Consider the following 19,979-nt stretch of genomic DNA (forward strand, 5'->3'; position numbering starts at 1 on the left):
TTGTTGGCTGTACTTTAATATTTCGAAACCAGATTATACAGCGCCTGCGCGGACTCCGCGCGGGTCGTATTGGCTTTCGGCATGAACCGGCCGCCGTCCTTGCCTTTCAAGAGGCCGAGCGAAACGGCTGCGGACACATCGTTCTGCGCCCAACCGCTGATGCTTGAAGCATCTGCGAAAGAAGCTTTTGCCGAACTGTCCGCCGCTTGGCCCGTCTTCACCCGATAGGCCCGGATGATCATGGACGCCATCTCTTCGCGCGTTATTCGCTGCTGCGGGTTGAAGGCTCCGGCGCTTGCGCCCTTGACAATTCCGCTTTCATAAGCGGCCGCGATGGAACCAGAGTACCATTCCTTGCCGGTCACATCCTTGAACGGAGCCTTACCCTTAGCGGTCAGACCCAGCGAACGAACGAGCATTGCTGCGAACTCCGCGCGCGTAACCGGCTGGTTGGGGGCAAATACGCCGCCGTTTACGCCATTCACGATATGCTTCGCGCTCAGCACGGTAACTGCCCGATTCGCCCAATGTCCGGCGGGAACATCGCTGTAAGTCTTCACGTACTCCATCGCTGCATAACGGCTGAAGTGGGTCACCTTTGCCTTGAGAAGGCCGCCGTTCCACTCTCCTCCAATATACTCCGCGATACCAGCGTTATTGAGGTAGTATACACCGGTAAGCTGTGGATCGGCTTTTGCGTCCGTGTGGAAGACAAGCTCCACCGGTTTCGGGAACGCAGAGAGGCTGATGGCCTTTCCATCCTTCGTTACCGCCTGAAGGGAGAAATCGTACACCTCGCTCGCCAAGCCTATAGCGGTCCCGGTTGGCAGCGAAAGCTGCTTGATCGCCCCTTCCTTGGCGGCCTGGTCCAGCTTGCTGACGTTCAGCGCAAGATGCGCCCCGCTCAGCTGCTCGGCCGGCAGAAGAGCGGCCAGGGATTGCAGCACCGCCGCCGGAATCGTCAGCGACACTTGTTCTCCCTTGATTTCAATGCGGTCCACGCCTCCGGCCGATCCGGATTGAACGGGCAGCACGAGCTGCTGAACGCCACGGTCCAGAGTAATCGACGCAGCGCCATTGCTGTCCGGTTTCAGCTGATCTGCTGTCACCGTCTGGGTTCCGGCTGGCGGGGTTTGACCGGTTCCCGCGCCACCGCTTCCGCTGCCGGTTCCGCCGTTTCCGCCGTTTCCGCCGTTGCCCCCGGTTCCGTCCGAGGTGCTCTGCGATACCACCTGAACATCAAAGCTCGTAATAAGTCCGTCATAACGGACGGTAATCGCAGCAGTCCCCGGCGAAATAGCTTTAATCAGACCGCCGGCTTCTACGCTTGCAATCTCCGGCCAGCTCGACTCGAACGCGGACAGTAAAGTTACGTCAACCTTGCGGCCATCGCTGTATACAGCTTGAACAACGGTACTCCATGTATCGCCTGCCTTCAGGCTTGAAGCGGGTGCGCTGGCGATTAACTGCGCGGGCTTGTTGTTGTCTGGAACGTCCAGTTTCTTGACGATCTGCACCGTAAACGACTTCGACAATCCGCCGTAGCGGACGGTAATCACCGCGCTGCCTTCCGCCAATGCCGCAACGACACCCTGTCCGCTGACACTTGCGATCTCCGGCTGCGACGATTCAAACGACGCTTGCGAAGTGACATCCACTTTGCTGTTGTCGCTGTACAGTGCCTGAACGGATGTGCTCCATGTGTCGCCCACGGTCAGGCTGGAAGCCGGAGCTGCAGCAGACAATCCGGATAGCGTCGGCTTCACCGGTCCGCCGCCGCTGCCGTCATCGGTTCCGGTTCTTGTGACGGTAATCGTCAATGTTTTGGTAGCTTGACCGGCGCGTCCCTTATCCGTATACCAAGGCAGGGCCAGCGTTTCGGCAGTCGGCTCGATATGAAGCACGAACTTGTTCACACCCGGCGCAATCGGGATTCCGCTCAGCAGAACGTTACCGTGAGTGTCCATCACGCCTTCCGGGATCGGCTGCCCGTTAATCGTAAAGGCTACGCCATACGGCACGAACGCCTTCAAATTCATGGCACTGTCTCCCGTTACATACTCAATGTCCGTGCCATACGAGGTTCGCGGAAGAGTGACGATCATCGGCATATCGACCCAGCGCAGCACATAGTCGTCGACGACCTGCTTGCTGCCGCCCTGATTGGCGATCGTCAGCCTCATATTCGTGTCGGTTGAACTGTAAGCCCAGTTGCCCATATCCGTCGTGTCATTGGCTGTACGCGTATGGCTGGTGAAGGCCTCGGTCTCCCAGCTGCCTCGCGTATATTTATACTGGATGGACTTTCCAGCCATCATCTTGAAATTGTATTCGACCACGCTTCGGTCGGTCGCGCCGCTCGGCACCTTCAGCGGAGTCGAACCGGCATTCCAGCCATTGAAGTCGCCCGCAATATTAATGGTGTCCGTGCTCGGCGTATAATCCGGCAGATGCAGGCGAAGCGTGACATCCACCATAACGAGCTTCGGTGTGACGGCCTGCTCCTCGGAGTAAGAGCGGTTGTAAGCGGCGTCATAGGCCGCAACTTTGTACGTGTAAGCCGTATCGTTGCTGACCGTGTAATCCTTGTATTCCCGTACCGTCTTATCCAGGGAGGCGATCAGCTTGTAATCCGGCCCGTCTCCCTTCCGGTAAACTTCAATGCCCGAAGCATCTGCCGCGTCAAGGGTCCAGGTTAAATGCGTCATATTGGATTCAACCGGGATATCCGCCAGAACCGGCGATGAAGGCGGCTCCGTATCGGCAGGATCAGAAGAGACGTTCACCGTCTCCGGCGCGGAGGAAACGAAGCTTTCGCCGTTATCGGTGGACACCTGGGCCAAATACGTATAGCTGCCAGCGAATATCGGCTCAAAAGCCGCCCAATAAATCTTGGAGCCGTTTGTCTCATTGTCCGTTTTATACCGGAGCTTTGTCTCCAGTGCCTGATCCGGCGAGCCCGCGCTCGGATAATAGATCAGCTTGGCGATCACACCCTCCGGCTCTTGATACACACTCGAAGGCACATCCGTCAATCCGGGAATGCGGATTTCCGCCTGGATTTCATAGGTGGCCTTGCCGACACCGACAGTCATATCCTCAGCTTTTTGCACGATCGTCACTGAATCGATGACAAAAGCAGGCGTTGCCGAAGCCATGTCGCACGGCTCGCTCTCATTGGCACCCGCTATGGCCGTCACCGTGTAATAGTACTTGCTGCCATTGGTTACGCTGCTGTCGGTGAAGCTTGGCGTATTGCTCTCGCCCACCTTCTGCAAATCGCCGCCCTCAATCGCGGCCCGGTAGATTACATAGCTGTCGGCACCGTCCGTGGCGTTCCAGGACAGGGCTACATTGCCGTCCCCGCCGGCGGCGTGGAGTCCCGTCACCTGGGGCACAACCGACAGCTCGCCCGTCGACAGCATCATCATGCCGGAGAGCGCCGGGATCGTCAGGCTGATCTTGCCGCCAGTCACCGTACCGGTAGCGTCACTGCCTAGCTGGTCTGCCAGTGTCAAGCCGTCCGGAAGAAATCCGGTCACATCGGCGTTCACCGTTTGGGCTTCGGTGCCGCGGTTGATAGCGACCAGTCCGCCTTTGGTGTCGTTTTTGCGGGCGTAGACGATAACGTCTCCGCTTGCGTAAGCCACCTTCAGATCGCCGGTACGGAAGACCTCATTGTCGTTCCGGACTTTGGCCGCAGACTGATAGGTCTGGAACAGCTCCGCATATTTGCCCGTCGCACTGTATTCACCGCCGCCCGCAATAATTCTCTCCCAAGGAAAAGTCCGTCTGGAATCGGGGTCTTTCGTACCCGTCACGCCGACTTCATCCCCGTAGTAAATGGTTGGAGCGCCGGGATACCCCATTTGCAGAATCGCCGTCAAGGCCTGCAGCTTAAGCGCTCGGTCGGAAGCGTCATCTGCAATGACTAAATGCTCCTCCTCATAGTCGGGATGATCATATTTGGTAATCGAGCGGGTCGTGTCATGCGAATCGACCAGATTCAGCATTGCCTGCCATGCTTCCTTCGGGTAATCCTCGCGAATCGATTCCAGTGACTGGTTCAGCGTATTCGCGTCACCGGAAATCATATAGCTCTGAACCGCGCCGCGGAAACGGTAATTCATCACCGAGTCGAACTGGTCGCCCAGCAGGTAGCGTGTCGCCACGCCCCATTCTTCACCCAGAATAACCGGATTCTCGATCGGATTTCCGTTGGCGTCGGTTTTTCCTTCCACGGATTTGACCGCTTCGCGGAATTTCCGCCACGTGCTGCTTGATACGTCGGGAGCCACGTCCAGCCGCCAGCCGCTCGAGCCCATCCACATCCATCTCTGCGAGTTGGCGGATTCCATCGCCTTCTGGGCGCCCGCTTCACTCAGCCCGCCAAGATCATGCCCAATGACCGCCTCCCGGTAGCCGATATTGTTCCATTCATTCTGTCCATCAATTGCTTGCGAATCTGCAGGAAAAAAATCCGTTGCCGCCGTCTGCGGATCTTTCGCATCCATCGCCGGCAGCGAGTCATATCCCCACCAGGCGTCGTACTTGTAATGCATGTTGTTGTCATCGCGGTTCTTGACCTTTTCACTCGTGATCGTGAACCATGTTGTATACGTAAAATCGTCCGGATATTTATAATGCGCTCCTGTCATCGGATTGATCTTGCTCGTGAACTCCGTGCGCACCGCCTCTTCGGCATCTGCTTGGGACAAGTTGTCCGCGTTCATTTTGTCGTAGACTTTGGCCCAGTACTCGTAAGCGCCGATCTCGGGGTATTTACTATACCGGTCAAAATAAATCGAATCGTCACCGACATGGTTGAACACGCCGTCGTTAATGATATGCATGCCCAGCTCGCGGGCCGCTTTGGCAAAGGCCTGATATACCCTGTCGGATTCCGCCCGCGTAGCAGTGTAATCAAGCCCCGATGACGGATCGCCGGGGGTGCGGTATACCGGCTTGCCGAACATCGGATCAAGATGCCCGTAATCGGTGGCGTCGTATTTATGATTGGAGGCCGCCCAGGCTACCGGATTCAGGTACAAGGTGTTGATGCCCAGCGATTTCAGATAGCCGAGCTTATCCTGAATGCCCTGAATATCACCGCCGTAAAATTCGTTCGTCCATGCTCCGTCCGTCTTGGCGCCCGGATAGTACGGCTGATTCTCGGCAGTTGTGCGGTCCGGGTTCTCGGGCACATCGCCCCAGGTTCCCCACACCTGATCCGGGGTTGGATCATTTGTTACTCCGCCGTCAAAATACTGCAGCTTCTGTCCGCCTTTATCCGTCGCATATTGACCGGAATTCGCGCCGCGGTATCCGTCCTCCGTCTTGGCGCGGTTATTGTTCTTGTCCCCGTCAAAGAAACGGTCCGGAAAAATCTGATAAACGACCGCATGCTTCATCCAGTCCGGCGTCTTGTAACCCGGATCGTACACGGTCAGGTCGTACGGCACCGCGCCTTCGTCGCTGACGCTGCCGCTTCCGCCTCTGGTAGTGTCGTCGCCGTACTCGACCTTCGCCGTTCCGTCCACCAATATGAATTTATAGCCCCAGATGCCGATTTTGGAGAACTGGCTTCCTGGAATCGTCACTTCAAAATAATCCTTGCTGCCTACCGAAGTCACCCGGTTCATCGTGAAATCCTTGGACAGCGAATCCGGGTTCGTCAGTTCGACTTTGGCGAGCTGCACGTCGCCCTTCTGGGCGGCAATGCGCAGCATTACATCCTCCTGCCCCGCTTTGATCGCTCCAAAAGGCTTCTTGTAAGTAATCGAGCGGCTGTCGAAAGAAACGGAGCCTTTATCGATTTTGCCGTCGAAGCTGGAGTTCTTCGGGACGTAATCATGGGTGAGATTCTTACTGCCGGAACTGTAATCAATAGAAAAAGTTACGTTGACCGGATCAAGCACATTGATCGCCAGATTCTGGCCGTTGTCTCCGTAATTTTCATCGCTGCTCCAGTCGGTGCCGAAAATGACCTTCGCCTGATAGTTTCCCACGGGCAGGGTCCGCTGGATTTTGTAGACCGTATTATCGAAGTTATAATCGACGAAAAACTGCCGGCTTCCTCCCGGCGACCATTCCGCTTCCCCGAAGACAGACTGCAAATCGCCGACCAGTCTTGGCCATTTCGCCTCAGGCAGAACCGGTGTGTACTGCTCAATTCCCTGCACGTTCGGCAGGCTGATCCGCGCCTCGTTCAGTTCCTCGTTTATGTAGAAATTGACCTTGGCGGAAGTGCTCAAATCAAAGGCAAAATTGTTTCCCGCATTGTCAAATCCGGTCCAGGTACCCGATCTGACCAGCTTGAACTCGTAATGACCGGCCGGCAGCACGATCGAATACGCATAAAAGCCCCCTGCCAGATGCTTCATCTGCATCTCTTCGTTGCTGTTGTTCCAATCCTTGATGCCGACAACGATCCATTTGGTCGACCCGCCCGGCTGATCAATCAAAGGGTCAGCGGCCAGCGTCTCCGAATCGGCATATGCCGCGGCCGGAACCAGCCCCGAGGCTAACTGCAGAATCATTATGATAGCGGTTACAACAGACAGCCAGCGCCAGCGTTTTTTTCCATACGACGTTGACATAAAGCTCAAACCACCTCCGAAATAATAAAGTTCGAACATTGTGCTAACGTTTGCACAAAGCTCATAAAAAAACCGCTGCCCTCTTCAGATCATCAAACTCAAGTTCATTTCCCATCGCTTTGAGTCGTTTTCCAAATCCAACAGCAGATCGCTTTAACGAACGTTTGCATCCCAATGCCTATTCGATCATAGCATATCGGCAAAATGATGTAAACGCTTTATTTGGGTTTATATGGAGATTTATTTTGACTTTACGCCAGCATATTGCATGAAGAAAATTTGAGTGAAGCCGGTGAATACGCGGTAAATGTTAAAAGAAAATAAAGTACTTGAGTCTTGAAAAACTTTGCGGTAAAACATTGTAAACAATTGTAAACCCGTAAGAACCTTTGTCGATCGCGTAAAAGATGTCCACTATCATGGTAACCCTGTATATGCCGCTCGACAAGTTCATTCTTGCACTTCAATTAAGGTTCCCCAGCGTAATCGTCTCTCTGATGCATGGCATGATTCTATATGAGGGACAAAAAATATCCGGGAAAATAACCAAAATAGTTAGTTATTACAATCTAATGCTACTACTTCTTCTGATCTGCTCAGCATCCTCATGCCGAGTATGACAAACCATGCTGAGAAGAACAGTTGAGAAACAAATAGCACTGCGGTTCCAATCAACCAGGGATAGGAGCCGATAAAGTCCAAGATTCCTACCACAAATCCTAAATAACCTATAGACTTGCCAATTACACTTTTTCTTATTACGAGACACAGTATGATGGTAGCCATACTCAGTATGATGGCTACACAGTGCGTGCCTCCATAGTATGTGCTGAGTACCAACTTGTAGATAGTAGGTGAAAGTTCCATATCATACACTGGATAGGCCAATCGCCCTAAGATAATTACCAAGAATACATTGATTGGTATGACGACAGCCAAAAGACTACAACCCAACAATGTTTTGATTTTATCTACCTTCACCAATATCCTGTATAATGCAGCAATTGAAGGTATCAAACATAATGTGGCAAAGATAAGCAATTCATCTGCCATTGCGAAATTGAAGCGCCAGTCCTGCAGCCATGTCATCAGATTCGCATCCGCTAGCGGGGGACTGAATATGGGCAGAACAAATAGATACTGTGCAAAAAAGAGAATGCCAGAAATGATCAATGTAATCCCGCCAAATTTAATAACGCCGGTTTTTTGTTTCATGCTGTCCCCTTCCCTTCATCTATATGAATCTTAGCACAATAAAGTAACTTGAGTGTTGTAAAAATCTTGTTGTCGACAAAGCCGAGTTAATGCCAGGAATTTAGAATCTTCATCGAATGAGTAAACATAAAGAGGACATCCGCCTTTGACGAAGAAATTGTTGGTAACGACGCCACAATTTCCAGATAAAGGAGATGTCCTAACTCCATGGTATCCCTCTACCTGCCGATCGTCAAGTTTATTTTGGCTTTGAAATTGGAGTTATCTAAGCCGCAGCGGAATCACTTGTTTACGCTCGTTCACGGCATCATTCTTTGCGCTGGACGCAAGAACATTACGCAGATCCGAAACGCTGCAAGACAAGGCTGTCATCTGAGTAGCATCACCAATTTTCTAAATCACGCGCCTTGGTGCGTTAATCGCATGCAGCGCAGACGGATGCAATTCGTCATGGAGAACGTCAAAGCTTTGCTTTCTTGGAAAGATGAATACGCCCCTTCGAGCAAACCTCCTCTATGTATCTTCTTCTCTCACTCTTACTTAAGGGTGAAATCCTGCGAATTCATGAGTCTGAGTGAGGAAACTGAATCATTTCGAGGGAGTTCAATAAAATGAGCAGCTAGCATCTGCCGGACATAGAAAGACCGCCATTGAAGGCGGTCTAAAAAATTTATCATTTCTGCCCAACAATAAGTCCTGGGGATATTAAAAACCTGAGATGATTCGCTGTAAGCCTAATTAGAGCGTCTCAACCAATTTCTGAATCTTTGAGTGGGAAATTAAATATACAGGACCCATTATTTCTATTTTGCAGTCCTTTACACGCATTGCACTCTCCTGTTCTGCCGCATAAACATCAATCTCTTCAGACAAGGGGAACAGGTAGCCTTGAACAAACGTGGCGTAGTCACGTTTAGAATGAGATTCATAGGCAAAATGATCAAAGCCAATACCATCATAAATATTACTTGTTTCAACTTCATAGCCAGTGTTTATCAAGCTTAACCATTTTGCAGCCATGTTTATCGCACCGGCGCTGGCACCCATTATAACGGCATTGCTGTTCTTAATAACATCCGATAATTCATATTCCGCCAAAAAATCGTTCTGCAAAACAGGATCTCCACCGCATAAAAAAATGACAGAAGCGTTTTGAATGAATCGCTGGGCATCTTCCTTCTGCATGCGGTAATCAATGAAATGATATTCATTAAAAATAATGTTAGCCTGATTCAACCATGTCCATTCAGAAACATCATCAATGTTAATTTTCTCACCTGTATAACCAGACGGTGTAGCGCTAATCATAACAAGCGATTTTCTGTCTTGTATATCCTCATGCAAACAATGGACCAGCTTCTCTGGAAAAAAATTATTAAACCAACTGAGATAGTAGTGAGTACTCAAACTTAATTACCTCCATATGTATTATTTACATTCATCCATTCTTAACGAAAACATATTATACACGTTAGAAAGATGAACGGTTCTTCAACCATTTTGCTTGCATCTCTTGTACACTTTTCATAAATTTAACTCTACATTACCATAAACTGGAATTTAAGTATGTGAAATATGTTTCCACGTTAAACTGCCCTTTAGTTAAATAGCGACGGATTCTAAAGGCTGATCCGCCGCCAATACAAACTAAAAAAATCGTCGATAGAGTTCTCTCCGACGTTCGCCGCGGAGCTGTGCGTACACTTGAGTAGTCGATGCCTTCTCATGACCGAGCATTCCTTGGATGAAATCCAATGGGGCACCATTATCAAGGAGTTGGCATGCATAAGTATGTCGAAAGCGATGCGGGAATACATTCGCTTCAATTTCTCCCCGATCTGCAAGCCGTTTTAATGCCCATCTAATCGTAGGTATAGCCATTCGTTTTGTTTTTAGGACTGAACCCTTGAATGCGTTTGTCAGCCTCCTACAAACTCCATAACTCACTTAAGTTCATAACAAAACCTCCCTTTAGAAGCTATTAAATCTAGTTTGCTTCTAAGGAGAGGTTTAATCTGCCTGCTGTAGTGAACTAGCGTTTCCCGTTAGTTGAAAAAGACGATATAATAACTTTTATTCGCAAAAGGAGGTTCGTTCTTATGAATATTTTAATTTTAGGTGCAACTGGACGAGTTGGAAGTCAAATAGTTACTTATGCCCTTCATGACAGACATCATGTTACTGTATTAGCTCGCACTCCAGAAAAGATTCAAATAAATAATAAAAATTTATCTATTCTTCAAGGTAATGTTTTAAATAAAGATGATATCGTACGTGCAATGCGTGGGATCGATGTAGTTATTAGTGCACTAAATACTGATGGGACAACCACTCTAACAGAAAGTATGCCACTAATTATCGAAGCAATGGAAAACGAAGGTATACAACGAATTATAACTATAGGGACTGCAGGTATCCTGCAAAGTAGAACCACCCCAAATTTACTGCGTTATCAGTCAAGTGAATCAAAGCGCAAATCAGTCCGTGCAGCGAAAGAACATCATAAAGTTTACGATATGCTTAAACAATCAACACTAGAATGGACTATTGTCTGTCCTACGTATTTGCCTGATGGAGAAAGTATAGGTAAATATCGTGTAGACCGTAATTTTTTTCCTGAGGGTGGAGTTGAAATATCCGTGCCGGATACAGCAGAATTTACATTTAGCCAGATAAAATCTAGTGATTATATAAAATCACGTGTAGGTATCGCCTACTAATAATATTCTTATACTATTTCTTATTTGACTAACCCGTTTGTTGAAAAAGAAAATGAGTTGCGGCAACAATCCCTGCTCTTCAACTAAAGCGCCCTTTCTGGAAAATTTAACATCTCTTTTTTAACTAAACTGCCAGTTAGCTTAATGAAGCAACGACAGTCTATCCTGAAATAACTCTATTTCATCATCTGATGGTGCCACGTTAGCGGCATGAATGTCTAATACTTTATTTTCCTAAGACAGTAAAGACTGCCCCGGGTCAAAACAGGTGCAGCCTTTCGTAACCAACCGTTGGTGTCCAAGCTTATGATTCAAGTGTTCCCAGCGCCTTGTTCTTCTCCTTGAAGCGTTCGTTATGCGAGGAAACGTAGGCGGTCTTCGGAGCCTCTGGGTCCAGATACAGCTTGGCGCTGTTAACGGCCAATACCGCGTCCATAAAAGCGCCGGCAATCAGCCTTACCTTGCTGCCATAGTTCACGAAATCTCCGGCTGCGAACACGCCGGGCAGATTCGTCTCCAGCTTCTCGCTGACATTGGCGCTCCACTCTCCCATATCGAGCCCCCACTCTCTTACAGGTCCGAAATCGGATCTCATGCCATGATTGATGATAACGGCATCCACCGCCAAACGCTCCGTTTCCCCGGTCTCCGTATGGCAGATGGTAACTTCCTCTATTTGTTCACCGCCGCTGCTGTGCAGTTGGCTGACCGTGAAGGGGGTGCGCACACGAACGGAGGACGACTTCATCAGCGCAATATTTTTCTCATGGCCGCCAAACTCCTCCCGCCGATGCACTACGGTAACCTTCGCTGCGACAGGCTCCAGCGCGTTCGCCCAATCCACTGCAGAGTCGCCGCCGCCGGATATCAGCACTTTTTTGCCGCGAAATGGCTCCAATTCTTGGACGGTATAATGCAGATTCGATATTTCATACCGGTCCGCCCCTTTGATCTCCAGCTTCGCCATTTTAAGAATACCGTAGCCGATCGCCAGAATGACGGTTCGGGTCCAGTGTTGATTTCCCGCAGCAGTAGTCAGCGTATAGGTTCCATCTTTTTGCCGGTCCATAGAGACCACCTGCTCACCCAGAAAAATCGCCGGGTCAAAAGTAAGCGCCTGCCGCTTCAACTGGTCGATTAACTGCCTGCACAGAATTGGCGTGACACCGCCCACGTCCCAGATGATTTTTTTCGGATAAATCAGCATTTTCCCGCCCAGCTCCGGATTGGCGTCGATCAGCTTGGTCTTCAAATCCCGCATGCCGCTGTAAAAAGCTGTATACATTCCGGTAGGGCCTCCGCCGATAATCGTCACATCAAATAATTCCGGTTGACCGCTCATTGTTCTCCTCCAGATCGGACGTCTAGGTCGATATCCTATTCGCATAATTGATAATCATTCTCATTTGAATTGTATCCGATCCGGCTCCCTTTGGCAATACAAAAGCCCGGGCGATCCCGCCCGGACTTGATTTCCTGCTGTATGTATCTCTCTCAGAAGCTTAGAGCCGCCGGCTTACTCGGCCGGAGGCGTAAACGTGCGGGCTGCAAATTCCGCATCCAGCATAAAGAACGCGTTGCTGTCGTTCTCGATCCGCTTCAGCTTTTGGATAATGCTGCTGAACAACGCCTCTTCCTCAACCTGCTCGTCAATGAACCATTTCAGAAAATAAATTGTGGCATGCTCACGTGCATCGAGCGCCAAATCGGCCAGATGATAGAATTTGCTGGTGTTCTTCTGCTCATGAGCGTAACTCGCCTCAAAAGCTTCCAGAACTGAAGCATACTCATTTTTCGGCTCCGGCAGTGCCGCCAGCGTAGCCCGGTGATCCCGGTCGTTCAGGAATTTGTAGATCTTCATGGCATGGAAACGTTCCTCTTCCGCCTGAATCAGAAAAAAGTTCGCGAATCCGTCCAGACTCTCGCCCGAACAATACGCCGCCATCGCCAAATACACATGCGCCGAATAAAACTCGAAATTCATTTGGTCGTTTAACGCCTTTGCCAGTTCCTCTTGCATGTAACCACACTCCATCCTGTTTATATTTTCCCCTACATCATACCATGAAGTCTGTTTTGAATGCCTGACATCAGAATGAAAAACTTGTCGAATCGGAGGAAAAACCACAGATCCGGAACTTGTTTGTTTCCTACGCCGGGTGGTCGGGCTGCTTATTCTCACGGCAATCGTAAGTACCACATGTCGAAAGTCGAACTAATACATCGGACTGTGTTTTTTAGAGTAATTATCAATTTTTTCGAAAACTTCCTTGGAAGATTTCTTGTCTTGCATGGATGTACCATCCAGTATCTTAATTAAATCATCAATGTAGGACTTTAATTTTTTTGCAACATCGGTTAAATCCTTACCTTCCACTAAATAACTACTAAATAATCGTGAAGAAGTGGTCACAAAATCTGCAGTGTAACTTGGAAGAGGGGTTAAACCTCTGTTATATATTTGTTTAGACTTTAAATCTAGTAGTTTTAATTCAGAATCCATCTTGTAAGTAAAACTTAACACGTCGTACAGAGCAAGTTGTTTCTTCTTTTGATCCGTTTCACCTAAATAAATATTAAGGCCTGATTGTACAGCACGGACGTCTACCATAAACAACTCATATGAACCTTTGACTTCCCCTTTACCTGGAGTCGACTTGTAATCTTTATACAACATAGAAACATTAATAAATATAGACATAATTAATAAAATAAGGAGTGTTGCATTAATATACTTTCTCAAAATTACTTCCCTTCCTAATGTAAGAATCAACCTCACTTCTTTACCGTTTCTCTCTTTACTTTACTTAACAGATCAGCTAGCTTTTCAGAATTCTGATCTTTTAAATCCAGCATCTTTTCGCTATTGCTATCATTAATCAGGAAGCCATTTTTAGTTTTAAAATCCATATAAAGGATGAATTCGACAACCTCAGAATCAGCGTAAGTAACAGTCATTCGATAAGTTGGTGGACCCACATCAACAGCCCCGTGTACTTTTTTTACAGTTCTTATAGCATCTTCGAATATTTGAATACTTTCAGTGTCAGTGTAAGTGATTTCCTTTGTTTCGGAAACAAGGCTAACGCTAACGATCTCTTGCTTTGGTCTGAATAATACAAATATTAAAATCAACAAAATTATCAGTGAAATTGAAAGGATGCTAATTCTTTTCATAAATTACCTCCCTTACTGAAGAAAGATGGAGACTGATCAACGGCAGTATTGAACTGGAAAATAAGTCCTAGACTACCGTTGGTTTATTGCTAATGTTTCCCGTTAGAATTCCGAAATCCGTCGGGTAGACCGAGGGGCAATAGTTCCAATGCTTGAATATGTAGTTATCTGATGGATTCCCTCCTATGAAACACTAATCTCTCTTTTCATTAATTTCTTAAATGCAGAGTAATCCTGATCGGATTTAATAAAGCCTAGTATTGTTTCGGCACATTCTGTTGGACTCAACTCTTCAGTATTTACTTTAAGGTCATATTCTTTAAAGGAATATATTTGGTCGTATTGGGAATTCGCTAGTCCAATCTGTCGATCTCCTCTGATTTGCTCTCTTCTTGTGAGTTCTTCTTTCGAGCATAATACGCCTACAAACAATGTTGGATGATCGAACAATAGATCAAGGTAATCATTAAACCGCTTGTCATTGTCGATTACGGTATCGACGATTACATTTAAACCCATTTCTGAAAACAACTTAATTGTTGCATAATACACTGAGATTATGGGATCAAAAAGGATTTTTCCGACATCATCTACTTCTCTTGTAGGTTCAATATCCGGAAAATTATTATCAATAAAATCATTGTAATTACCAAAAAAAGCATCTATGGATAAATGATGAAAAGGAATCTCTTTCTGATTTTTCAGTTCCATTGAAATACTAGTCTTTCCGGAACTTGAAGTTCCGTTCAAGAACACAATAAGTCCTTGCTTCACACGAATCACCCTCACATATAAGATTTGCGTATCATTCAGACAACATTATATTCATAAAGTTTATTAAATTATCCAACTGATAAAACATTCGAGAAACTATTAAACTATCCTGCCCGTTAGAGCTTAATTGGACGTTGGGTTTCCCTCAGTATAGGAACTCGAAACAATCTGGAAAAGCGGTAATCACAAAAATCGCCGGATGGATCAACGGTTCCTTACCGAGCTCTCCATGTGGCTGAAAGAAGGATGGCGGCAGGAAAAACAAAACCCGTAAAAGGCAGCCATTGGGTTCCTTTTACGGGTTGTTATTGCTATGCAGTCACGATAGGTCATGCGTCTCGACTAGGGAGCCAGGGCTTCACTGCGCAATCTGCTCCTTGATGTTCTGCAAAATCTTCTTCTCCAGCCGCGACACCTGGACCTGGGAAATGCCGAGACGACTCGCGACCTCGGACTGGGTCTGGTCGCGGTAATAGCGCAGGTAGACGATCAGCCGCTCACGCTCGGTCAGGGAGCCGATGGCTTCGCTTAGCGCGAGCTTGTCGAACCATTTCTCTTGGGACTCGTCCGCAATCTGATCGATCAGGGTAATCGGATCGCCGTCATTCTCGAACACGGTCTCGTGAATCGACGTCGGCGGCTTGTTCGCCTCCTGGGCGAAGACAATTTCCTCGGGCGTGACGCCGAGCGCGTCCGCCACCTCGCCGATGGTCGGCAGACGGTCGAGCGTTTTGGACATTTCGTCCTTCATTTTGCGCACCTTGTTGGCCATTTCCTTGAGGGAGCGGCTGACCTTTAGGGTGCCGTCGTCTCGCAGGAAACGCTGGATCTCGCCGATAATCATCGGCACGGCATAGGTGGAGAACTTGACGTCATAGCTCAGATCGAACTTGTCCACGGACTTCAGCAGACCGATACAGCCGATCTGGAACAGATCATCAGGCTCATATCCCCGGTTCATAAACCGCTGCACCACCGACCAGACAAGCCGGATATTGCAGCCTACCAGCGTGTCGCGGGCGGTTGTGTCGCCGGCCTGGCTGAGCGCGATCAGCCGTTTGACCTCCGCATCGTCCAAATAGGTCGGCGGAGCTTTTTTTGACTCTGCATCCATGGCTCCATCCCCTAATTATACAAAGCTTTTTTTGAGACGATCGTCTTCTTCATCCGGATCGAGGTTCCGCGGCCCGGCTCGGAGGTCACATCTAATTCGTCCATGAAATTCTCCATAATGGTAAATCCCATGCCCGAACGCTCCAGCTCAGGCTTGGAGGTGTAGAGCGGCTGCTGGGCCAGCTCCAGATCTTCGATGCCCTTGCCTTTGTCCTCGATCAGGAGATGCACCGTCTCGCCTTCGATCTTGGCGGAGATGTAGACAATGCCCGATGGATCGCTGTCATAGCCGTGGATAATGCAGTTGGTGACCGCTTCCGACACAACCGTCTTCAGATCATTCAGCTCATCGAGGGTCGGGTCAAGCCGGGAGACGAAGGCCGCTACGACGACGCGGGCGAACGATTCATTTTCCGACAGCGCCGCAAACTGGACGCTCATGAAATTTTTCGCTTGTTCCTGTGTCATAACGCAACCTCCAGATTCGAAAGTGCTGCGCTCTCATTCTCGTACAGCGGCATGATTTTCAGCAGACCCGACATTTCCAGGAGCCGCTTGACCGGCGAGTTGGCGGCGCAGATGACCATTTTCCCACCTTTTGCATGAATCAGCTTGTACCGTCCCAGAATAACGCCCAGCCCCGAGCTGTCCATAAACTGGAGATCCTTCAGGCTCAGGACGAGATGCTCCACCTGTCTCCGCAGAATCGCTTCATCCAAATCCATTCTTACATAATCGGCCGCATGATGATCGAGCTCTCCCGTCAGACGGACAATGAGCACACCCCGGTGATGCTCCATTTGCACACGTGAATTCATATTATCGCCACTCTCCTCTTCGTTGCTTTGAAACGGCTTGGCTGATGACAACGTCTTCAAGGACAACGTTTTCTACGTGGTGGAGAGCGAATCCTGCCTCACGACAAAACTAGAAGAAAACTCTCATCGTTCTACAAAAGGATCGGGGCCACCCGGCAAAAACCGCCTAAGCCTCCGGTCCGGACCAAAAGCTTAAGGCTCTGCGGCGCCTTTCGTCAGTTCCGCGAGAACATGGAACCCGTCGTCCGCTTGAACAGCTTCCACCAGCCGGCCTTCGCGATATCCTCGGGCGCCTTCAGCTCATACTGCTTCAGGGTGGCATTGCCCTGGTAGACCACCAGCTTGCCGATCGTCTGCCCTTTGGACACCGGGGCTTTGACTTTGTCCAGAATAACGGTTTCATGGCGTACGCCTTCCTGGGTAATTCCTTTTTTTAGCAAAAGGGTGTAGTCCTCTTCCGCCTTGATCGGCAGCTCGGCCTTGACCCCCTTCTCGATCGTCAGGGTGCCCAGCGTATCCCCGGCCTTGTGGATCGTATGGACCTTATACTGCGAGAACAGGAAATCGAACATCCCCGAGACCTCGCTGTTGCGCGTCTTCGTATTGGGCTCTCCCAGGACGACGGCGACCGCCCGCAGCCCGTCTCTTGACGCCGTGGCCGACAGACAGAATTTGGCCTCCGACGTATAGCCGGTCTTCAGTCCGTCCGCTCCGGTATAGAAGCGCACCAGCTTGTTCGTATTGACGAGCCAAAACGGCTTCTCCGTGTCCTTGCGAAGGTAGTCCTGGTAGGAGCCGGTGTATTTGATAATCTGGCGGTGCTTTAGCAGCTCGCGGCTCATGACCGCAATGTCATGCGCGGACGAATAGTGGTTCTCTGCAGGAAGCCCGTTGCAGTTGGCAAAATGCGTATCTTTCATGCCAAGCTCCTCCGCCCGTTTGTTCATCATGTCGACAAAAGCGCTCTCCGAGCCGGCGATCTTCTCCGCCATCGCTACAGATGCATCGTTGCCGGAAGCCATGGCGATGCCCTTCAGCATTTCGTCGACCGTCATTTCTTCGCCGGGCTCCAGAAAAATCTGCGAGCCTCCCATCGAGGCGGCGTATTCGCTTGTCCGGACTTTATCGGTCAGCTTCAGCCGGCCGTCATCCAGCGCTTCGACGGTGAGCAGCATCGTCATGATCTTCGTGATGCTTGCCGGAGGCAGCTTGTCATGGCTGTTCTTCTGGTAAATGACAGTGCCGGTACCGGCGTCCATCAGAATGGCCGAGCGTGCCTGCGGCGCGAGATCGGCAGCTCCCGCTGAGCTGCCGGGCTTCTGCCCTTTTTCCTCGGCGAACACGGTGATCGGGCTTAACGCGCCGAAGACGATGCACAGCACCAGTATGCAAAAGCGAAATTTTGTCATCAAAGTTCCCCTCCTGAACGTTTACCTTCATATCACAGGTACTGTGTTCCAGTTTCGTCAGAAAAGGGCGGAATTATTCCTGATTTTGCTAGATAGACAAAAAAACAGCCGCAGAATACGCGTAATAGCGTATCCTGCGGCTGCTCCCGACTGCTGCCGTAAATATGTCGAAAAGAGGGACTTGATCACGGCATTTCCCGGTAACTATATGAAGCAAGAAGAACGGAATATCGGGTGATGATCATCCGTTAACCGGAATTACTCCTTGATCCGGACCTGCGTAATTTCACCGACATACAAGCGGTGATAGTCTTTTTTGGGATACATCTGGTGAATGCTTTCGTCCAGAAACTTCTCCGGGTCGAGATCCTGATAATACAGCTTGCGGCATTCCAGAACGAGTCTGGCTTCCTCGAAATACACGATTCCGGGCGTATCTTCTACCGGCGTGATATCCGCAGCCGCTGCTTTATCCGTGTCTCTTCCCGAGGCGCTTCCGCAAATCTCCAGCGCGCTCCGGTAATCCTCCGTAAAGAACGACAGCGAGAACGTATCCGAGGACTCCATAAATTCATAGGTGTAGCGGGTTGGCCTTACGACGCAAAAAGCGATTTGTTTGTGCCAGAGAACGCCCAGTCCGCCCCAGCTCGCTGTCATCGTGTTATAGCTGTCCGCGCCTCCCGCCGTAATCAGCATCCAGTCTTCCCCGACCAGCTTGAACACATTATCCGTCAGTTCCTGCGGCTCCAACAATTTAAACCCTTGGCTCATTCCTTCTCCTCCACCACGAAAAAATAACATCCATCACCCAGTATAACCCATTAATACCGGGTTACGCCATCCTTCGTGACGATAGCATAGACGAGCGGCGGCGGAGTTACCGGCTGAGCCGTAATGCGGTAGGCCTCCAGCACTTTGGCCTCGGCTTCCTTCACCTTGCTCTCGGAAGCGTCATTGATGTGCAGGACCGCCAGCGTCTCTCCGGCGGAGACGGCGTCGCCAACCTTCTTCGACAACACGATGCCGACGGCCAGGTCGATGACGGATTCCTTCGTCTCCCGGCCCGCGCCGAGCAGCATGGCGGCGATGCCGATTTCTTCGGCCTGAATCGCTTCGATATATCCGTCCGACTGCGCTTTAACCTCTGCCTGTCTCCGGGCGGTGGGCAGCTTCGAAGGCGTTTCAATCTGGGCGACATCCCCGCCTTGCGCCGCTGCGATCACCTTCAGCTTCTCGAACGCTCTGCCGTCCGCGATATGCTGCTTCAGGATGGCGCGGGCCTCCTCCGTATCCTTCGCCTTCCCGCCGAGAACAAGCATCTGGCTGCCGAGAATCAGGCACACTTCCGTGAGATCGCTTGGCCCGTGCCCGCGAAGCGTTTCGACGCCTTCTTTGATTTCGAGCGCATTGCCGATGCCGTAGCCGAGCGGCTGGTCCATGTCGCTGATGACCGCGACCGTATGCCGGCCAAGCTGTGTACCGATATCGACCATCGCCTGCGCGAGCGCGATGGAGTCGTCCAGCGTCTTCATGAACGCGCCGCTGCCGGTCTTGACGTCCAGCACGATGGCGTCCGCGCCGGCGGCGATCTTCTTGCTCATGACGGAGCTTGCGATGAGCGGAATGGAATTCACGGTCGCCGTTACGTCGCGCAGGGCGTACAGCTTCTTGTCGGCGGGCGTAATGTTGCCGGACTGGCCGATGACCGCCGCGCCGATCTCGCCGACCTGGGCGAAGAAGCGCTCGCGCTCCATCTCGACGGAGAAGCCGGAGATGGACTCCAGCTTGTCCAGTGTGCCGCCGGTGTGTCCGAGGCCTCGCCCGGACATTTTGGCGACCGGTACGCCAGCCGATGCCACCAGCGGAGCGAGAACGACCGTCGTCTTGTCACCCACTCCGCCGGTGGAATGCTTGTCCACCTTGATTCCGGCGATCGGGCTGAGATCGACCTGATCGCCGGACTTGGCCATTTCCAGGGTCAGGTCGCCGGTCTCGCGGGCGTTCATTCCCCGGAAATAGACCGCCATCGCCCACGCGGACATTTGATAATCCGGAATCTCTCCCCGGGTGTAGCCTTGAATGAGAAAAGAAATTTCCTCTCTTGTCAGCTCGCCGCCGTCCCTTTTCTTCTGGATAATGTCGACCGCTCTCATC

The 19,979-nt window shown here is 50.3% G+C and carries 16 protein-coding genes; 1 reads left to right on the top strand and 15 read right to left on the bottom strand.

Annotated elements, in window-relative coordinates; all coding sequences use genetic code 11:
• Positions 1-14: 14 nt before the first annotated feature.
• The 4 genes from PSAB_RS16360 to PSAB_RS25145 all read right to left on the bottom strand — a co-directional run bounded on the left by PSAB_RS16360 (position 15) and on the right by PSAB_RS25145 (position 9,695).
• Positions 15-6,599, bottom strand: a complete 6,585-nt coding sequence (locus PSAB_RS16360; protein ID WP_025335668.1) for an S-layer homology domain-containing protein — start codon at positions 6,597-6,599, stop codon at positions 15-17.
• A 555-nt stretch (positions 6,600-7,154) separates the two neighbouring features.
• Positions 7,155-7,814 carry a hypothetical protein gene (locus PSAB_RS16365; RefSeq protein ID WP_025335669.1) on the bottom strand — a complete coding sequence of 220 codons (660 nt, stop codon included), beginning with the start codon at positions 7,812-7,814 and terminating at the stop codon, positions 7,155-7,157.
• Positions 7,815-8,552: 738 nt separating this feature from the next.
• The gene (locus PSAB_RS16375; RefSeq protein ID WP_025335671.1) at positions 8,553-9,221 is read right to left on the bottom strand and encodes a type 1 glutamine amidotransferase family protein; all 669 of its coding nucleotides are present in this window, start codon (positions 9,219-9,221) and stop codon (positions 8,553-8,555) included.
• 240 nt (positions 9,222-9,461) lie between these two features.
• Positions 9,462-9,695 carry a tyrosine-type recombinase/integrase gene (locus PSAB_RS25145; RefSeq protein WP_226991717.1) on the bottom strand — a complete coding sequence of 78 codons (234 nt, stop codon included), beginning with the start codon at positions 9,693-9,695 and terminating at the stop codon, positions 9,462-9,464.
• Positions 9,696-9,913: 218 nt separating this feature from the next.
• Here PSAB_RS25145 and PSAB_RS16380 point away from each other — a divergent pair, with 218 nt between their 5' ends.
• Complete coding sequence (locus PSAB_RS16380) at positions 9,914-10,534, top strand: NAD(P)-dependent oxidoreductase (RefSeq protein WP_025335672.1); 621 nt, start codon at positions 9,914-9,916, stop codon at positions 10,532-10,534.
• A gap of 304 nt (positions 10,535-10,838) precedes the next feature.
• Here PSAB_RS16380 and PSAB_RS16385 read toward each other — a convergent pair whose 3' ends face one another.
• From PSAB_RS16385 to PSAB_RS16435, 11 genes are all read right to left on the bottom strand, one after another.
• Positions 10,839-11,876 (bottom strand): NAD(P)/FAD-dependent oxidoreductase, encoded by a 1,038-nt coding sequence (locus PSAB_RS16385; protein ID WP_025335673.1) that lies wholly within the window; start codon positions 11,874-11,876, stop codon positions 10,839-10,841.
• 174 nt (positions 11,877-12,050) lie between these two features.
• Positions 12,051-12,554, bottom strand: a complete 504-nt coding sequence (locus tag PSAB_RS16390; RefSeq protein ID WP_025335674.1) for a ferritin — start codon at positions 12,552-12,554, stop codon at positions 12,051-12,053.
• Positions 12,555-12,749: 195 nt separating this feature from the next.
• Positions 12,750-13,277 carry a hypothetical protein gene (locus tag PSAB_RS16395; RefSeq protein WP_025335675.1) on the bottom strand — a complete coding sequence of 176 codons (528 nt, stop codon included), beginning with the start codon at positions 13,275-13,277 and terminating at the stop codon, positions 12,750-12,752.
• A gap of 32 nt (positions 13,278-13,309) precedes the next feature.
• Complete coding sequence (locus PSAB_RS16400) at positions 13,310-13,711, bottom strand: YhfM domain-containing protein (RefSeq protein ID WP_025335676.1); 402 nt, start codon at positions 13,709-13,711, stop codon at positions 13,310-13,312.
• Positions 13,712-13,894: 183 nt separating this feature from the next.
• Positions 13,895-14,485 carry a chloramphenicol phosphotransferase CPT family protein gene (locus tag PSAB_RS16405; protein ID WP_025335677.1) on the bottom strand — a complete coding sequence of 197 codons (591 nt, stop codon included), beginning with the start codon at positions 14,483-14,485 and terminating at the stop codon, positions 13,895-13,897.
• Between the two features lie 358 nt (positions 14,486-14,843).
• Positions 14,844-15,599: an RNA polymerase sporulation sigma factor SigF gene (gene sigF / locus PSAB_RS16410; RefSeq protein WP_025335678.1), complete on the bottom strand. Its 756-nt coding sequence runs from the start codon at positions 15,597-15,599 to the stop codon at positions 14,844-14,846.
• An 11-nt stretch (positions 15,600-15,610) separates the two neighbouring features.
• Positions 15,611-16,066 (bottom strand): anti-sigma F factor, encoded by a 456-nt coding sequence (spoIIAB, locus tag PSAB_RS16415; protein WP_025335679.1) that lies wholly within the window; start codon positions 16,064-16,066, stop codon positions 15,611-15,613.
• Entirely contained in the window at positions 16,063-16,416 is a 354-nt protein-coding gene (gene spoIIAA / locus PSAB_RS16420) for an anti-sigma F factor antagonist (RefSeq protein WP_025335680.1), read from the bottom strand. Before spoIIAA ends, spoIIAB begins: the two co-directional genes overlap by 4 nt.
• A gap of 215 nt (positions 16,417-16,631) precedes the next feature.
• On the bottom strand, positions 16,632-17,825 hold the full coding sequence (locus PSAB_RS16425) for a D-alanyl-D-alanine carboxypeptidase family protein (protein WP_025335681.1): 1,194 nt from the start codon (positions 17,823-17,825) through the stop codon (positions 16,632-16,634).
• 258 nt (positions 17,826-18,083) lie between these two features.
• The gene (locus PSAB_RS16430; protein ID WP_025335682.1) at positions 18,084-18,596 is read right to left on the bottom strand and encodes a flavin reductase family protein; all 513 of its coding nucleotides are present in this window, start codon (positions 18,594-18,596) and stop codon (positions 18,084-18,086) included.
• 50 nt (positions 18,597-18,646) lie between these two features.
• Complete coding sequence (locus PSAB_RS16435; protein WP_025335683.1) at positions 18,647-19,978, bottom strand: pyrimidine-nucleoside phosphorylase; 1,332 nt, start codon at positions 19,976-19,978, stop codon at positions 18,647-18,649.
• Position 19,979 lies beyond the last annotated feature (1 nt).

This window comes from Paenibacillus sabinae T27, assembly GCF_000612505.1.
Taxonomy (GTDB): domain Bacteria; phylum Bacillota; class Bacilli; order Paenibacillales; family Paenibacillaceae; genus Paenibacillus_AQ; species Paenibacillus_AQ sabinae.

Bases quoted from the DNA above. Each gene is read 5' to 3' on its own strand.
- sigF (WP_025335678.1), bottom strand. From the start codon at position 15,599: ATGGATGCAGAGTCAAAAAAAGCTCCGCCGACCTATTTGGACGATGCG.
- spoIIAA (WP_025335680.1), bottom strand. From the start codon at position 16,416: ATGAATTCACGTGTGCAAATGGAGCATCACCGGGGTGTGCTCATTGTC.
- PSAB_RS16385 (WP_025335673.1), bottom strand. From the start codon at position 11,876: ATGAGCGGTCAACCGGAATTATTTGATGTGACGATTATCGGCGGAGGC.
- PSAB_RS16360 (WP_025335668.1), bottom strand. From the start codon at position 6,599: ATGTCAACGTCGTATGGAAAAAAACGCTGGCGCTGGCTGTCTGTTGTA.
- PSAB_RS16390 (WP_025335674.1), bottom strand. From the start codon at position 12,554: ATGCAAGAGGAACTGGCAAAGGCGTTAAACGACCAAATGAATTTCGAG.
- PSAB_RS16365 (WP_025335669.1), bottom strand. From the start codon at position 7,814: ATGAAACAAAAAACCGGCGTTATTAAATTTGGCGGGATTACATTGATC.
- PSAB_RS16400 (WP_025335676.1), bottom strand. From the start codon at position 13,711: ATGAAAAGAATTAGCATCCTTTCAATTTCACTGATAATTTTGTTGATT.
- PSAB_RS16425 (WP_025335681.1), bottom strand. From the start codon at position 17,825: ATGACAAAATTTCGCTTTTGCATACTGGTGCTGTGCATCGTCTTCGGC.
- spoIIAB (WP_025335679.1), bottom strand. From the start codon at position 16,066: ATGACACAGGAACAAGCGAAAAATTTCATGAGCGTCCAGTTTGCGGCG.
- PSAB_RS16380 (WP_025335672.1), top strand. From the start codon at position 9,914: ATGAATATTTTAATTTTAGGTGCAACTGGACGAGTTGGAAGTCAAATA.
- PSAB_RS25145 (WP_226991717.1), bottom strand. From the start codon at position 9,695: ATGGCTATACCTACGATTAGATGGGCATTAAAACGGCTTGCAGATCGG.
- PSAB_RS16435 (WP_025335683.1), bottom strand. From the start codon at position 19,978: ATGAGAGCGGTCGACATTATCCAGAAGAAAAGGGACGGCGGCGAGCTG.
- PSAB_RS16430 (WP_025335682.1), bottom strand. From the start codon at position 18,596: ATGAGCCAAGGGTTTAAATTGTTGGAGCCGCAGGAACTGACGGATAAT.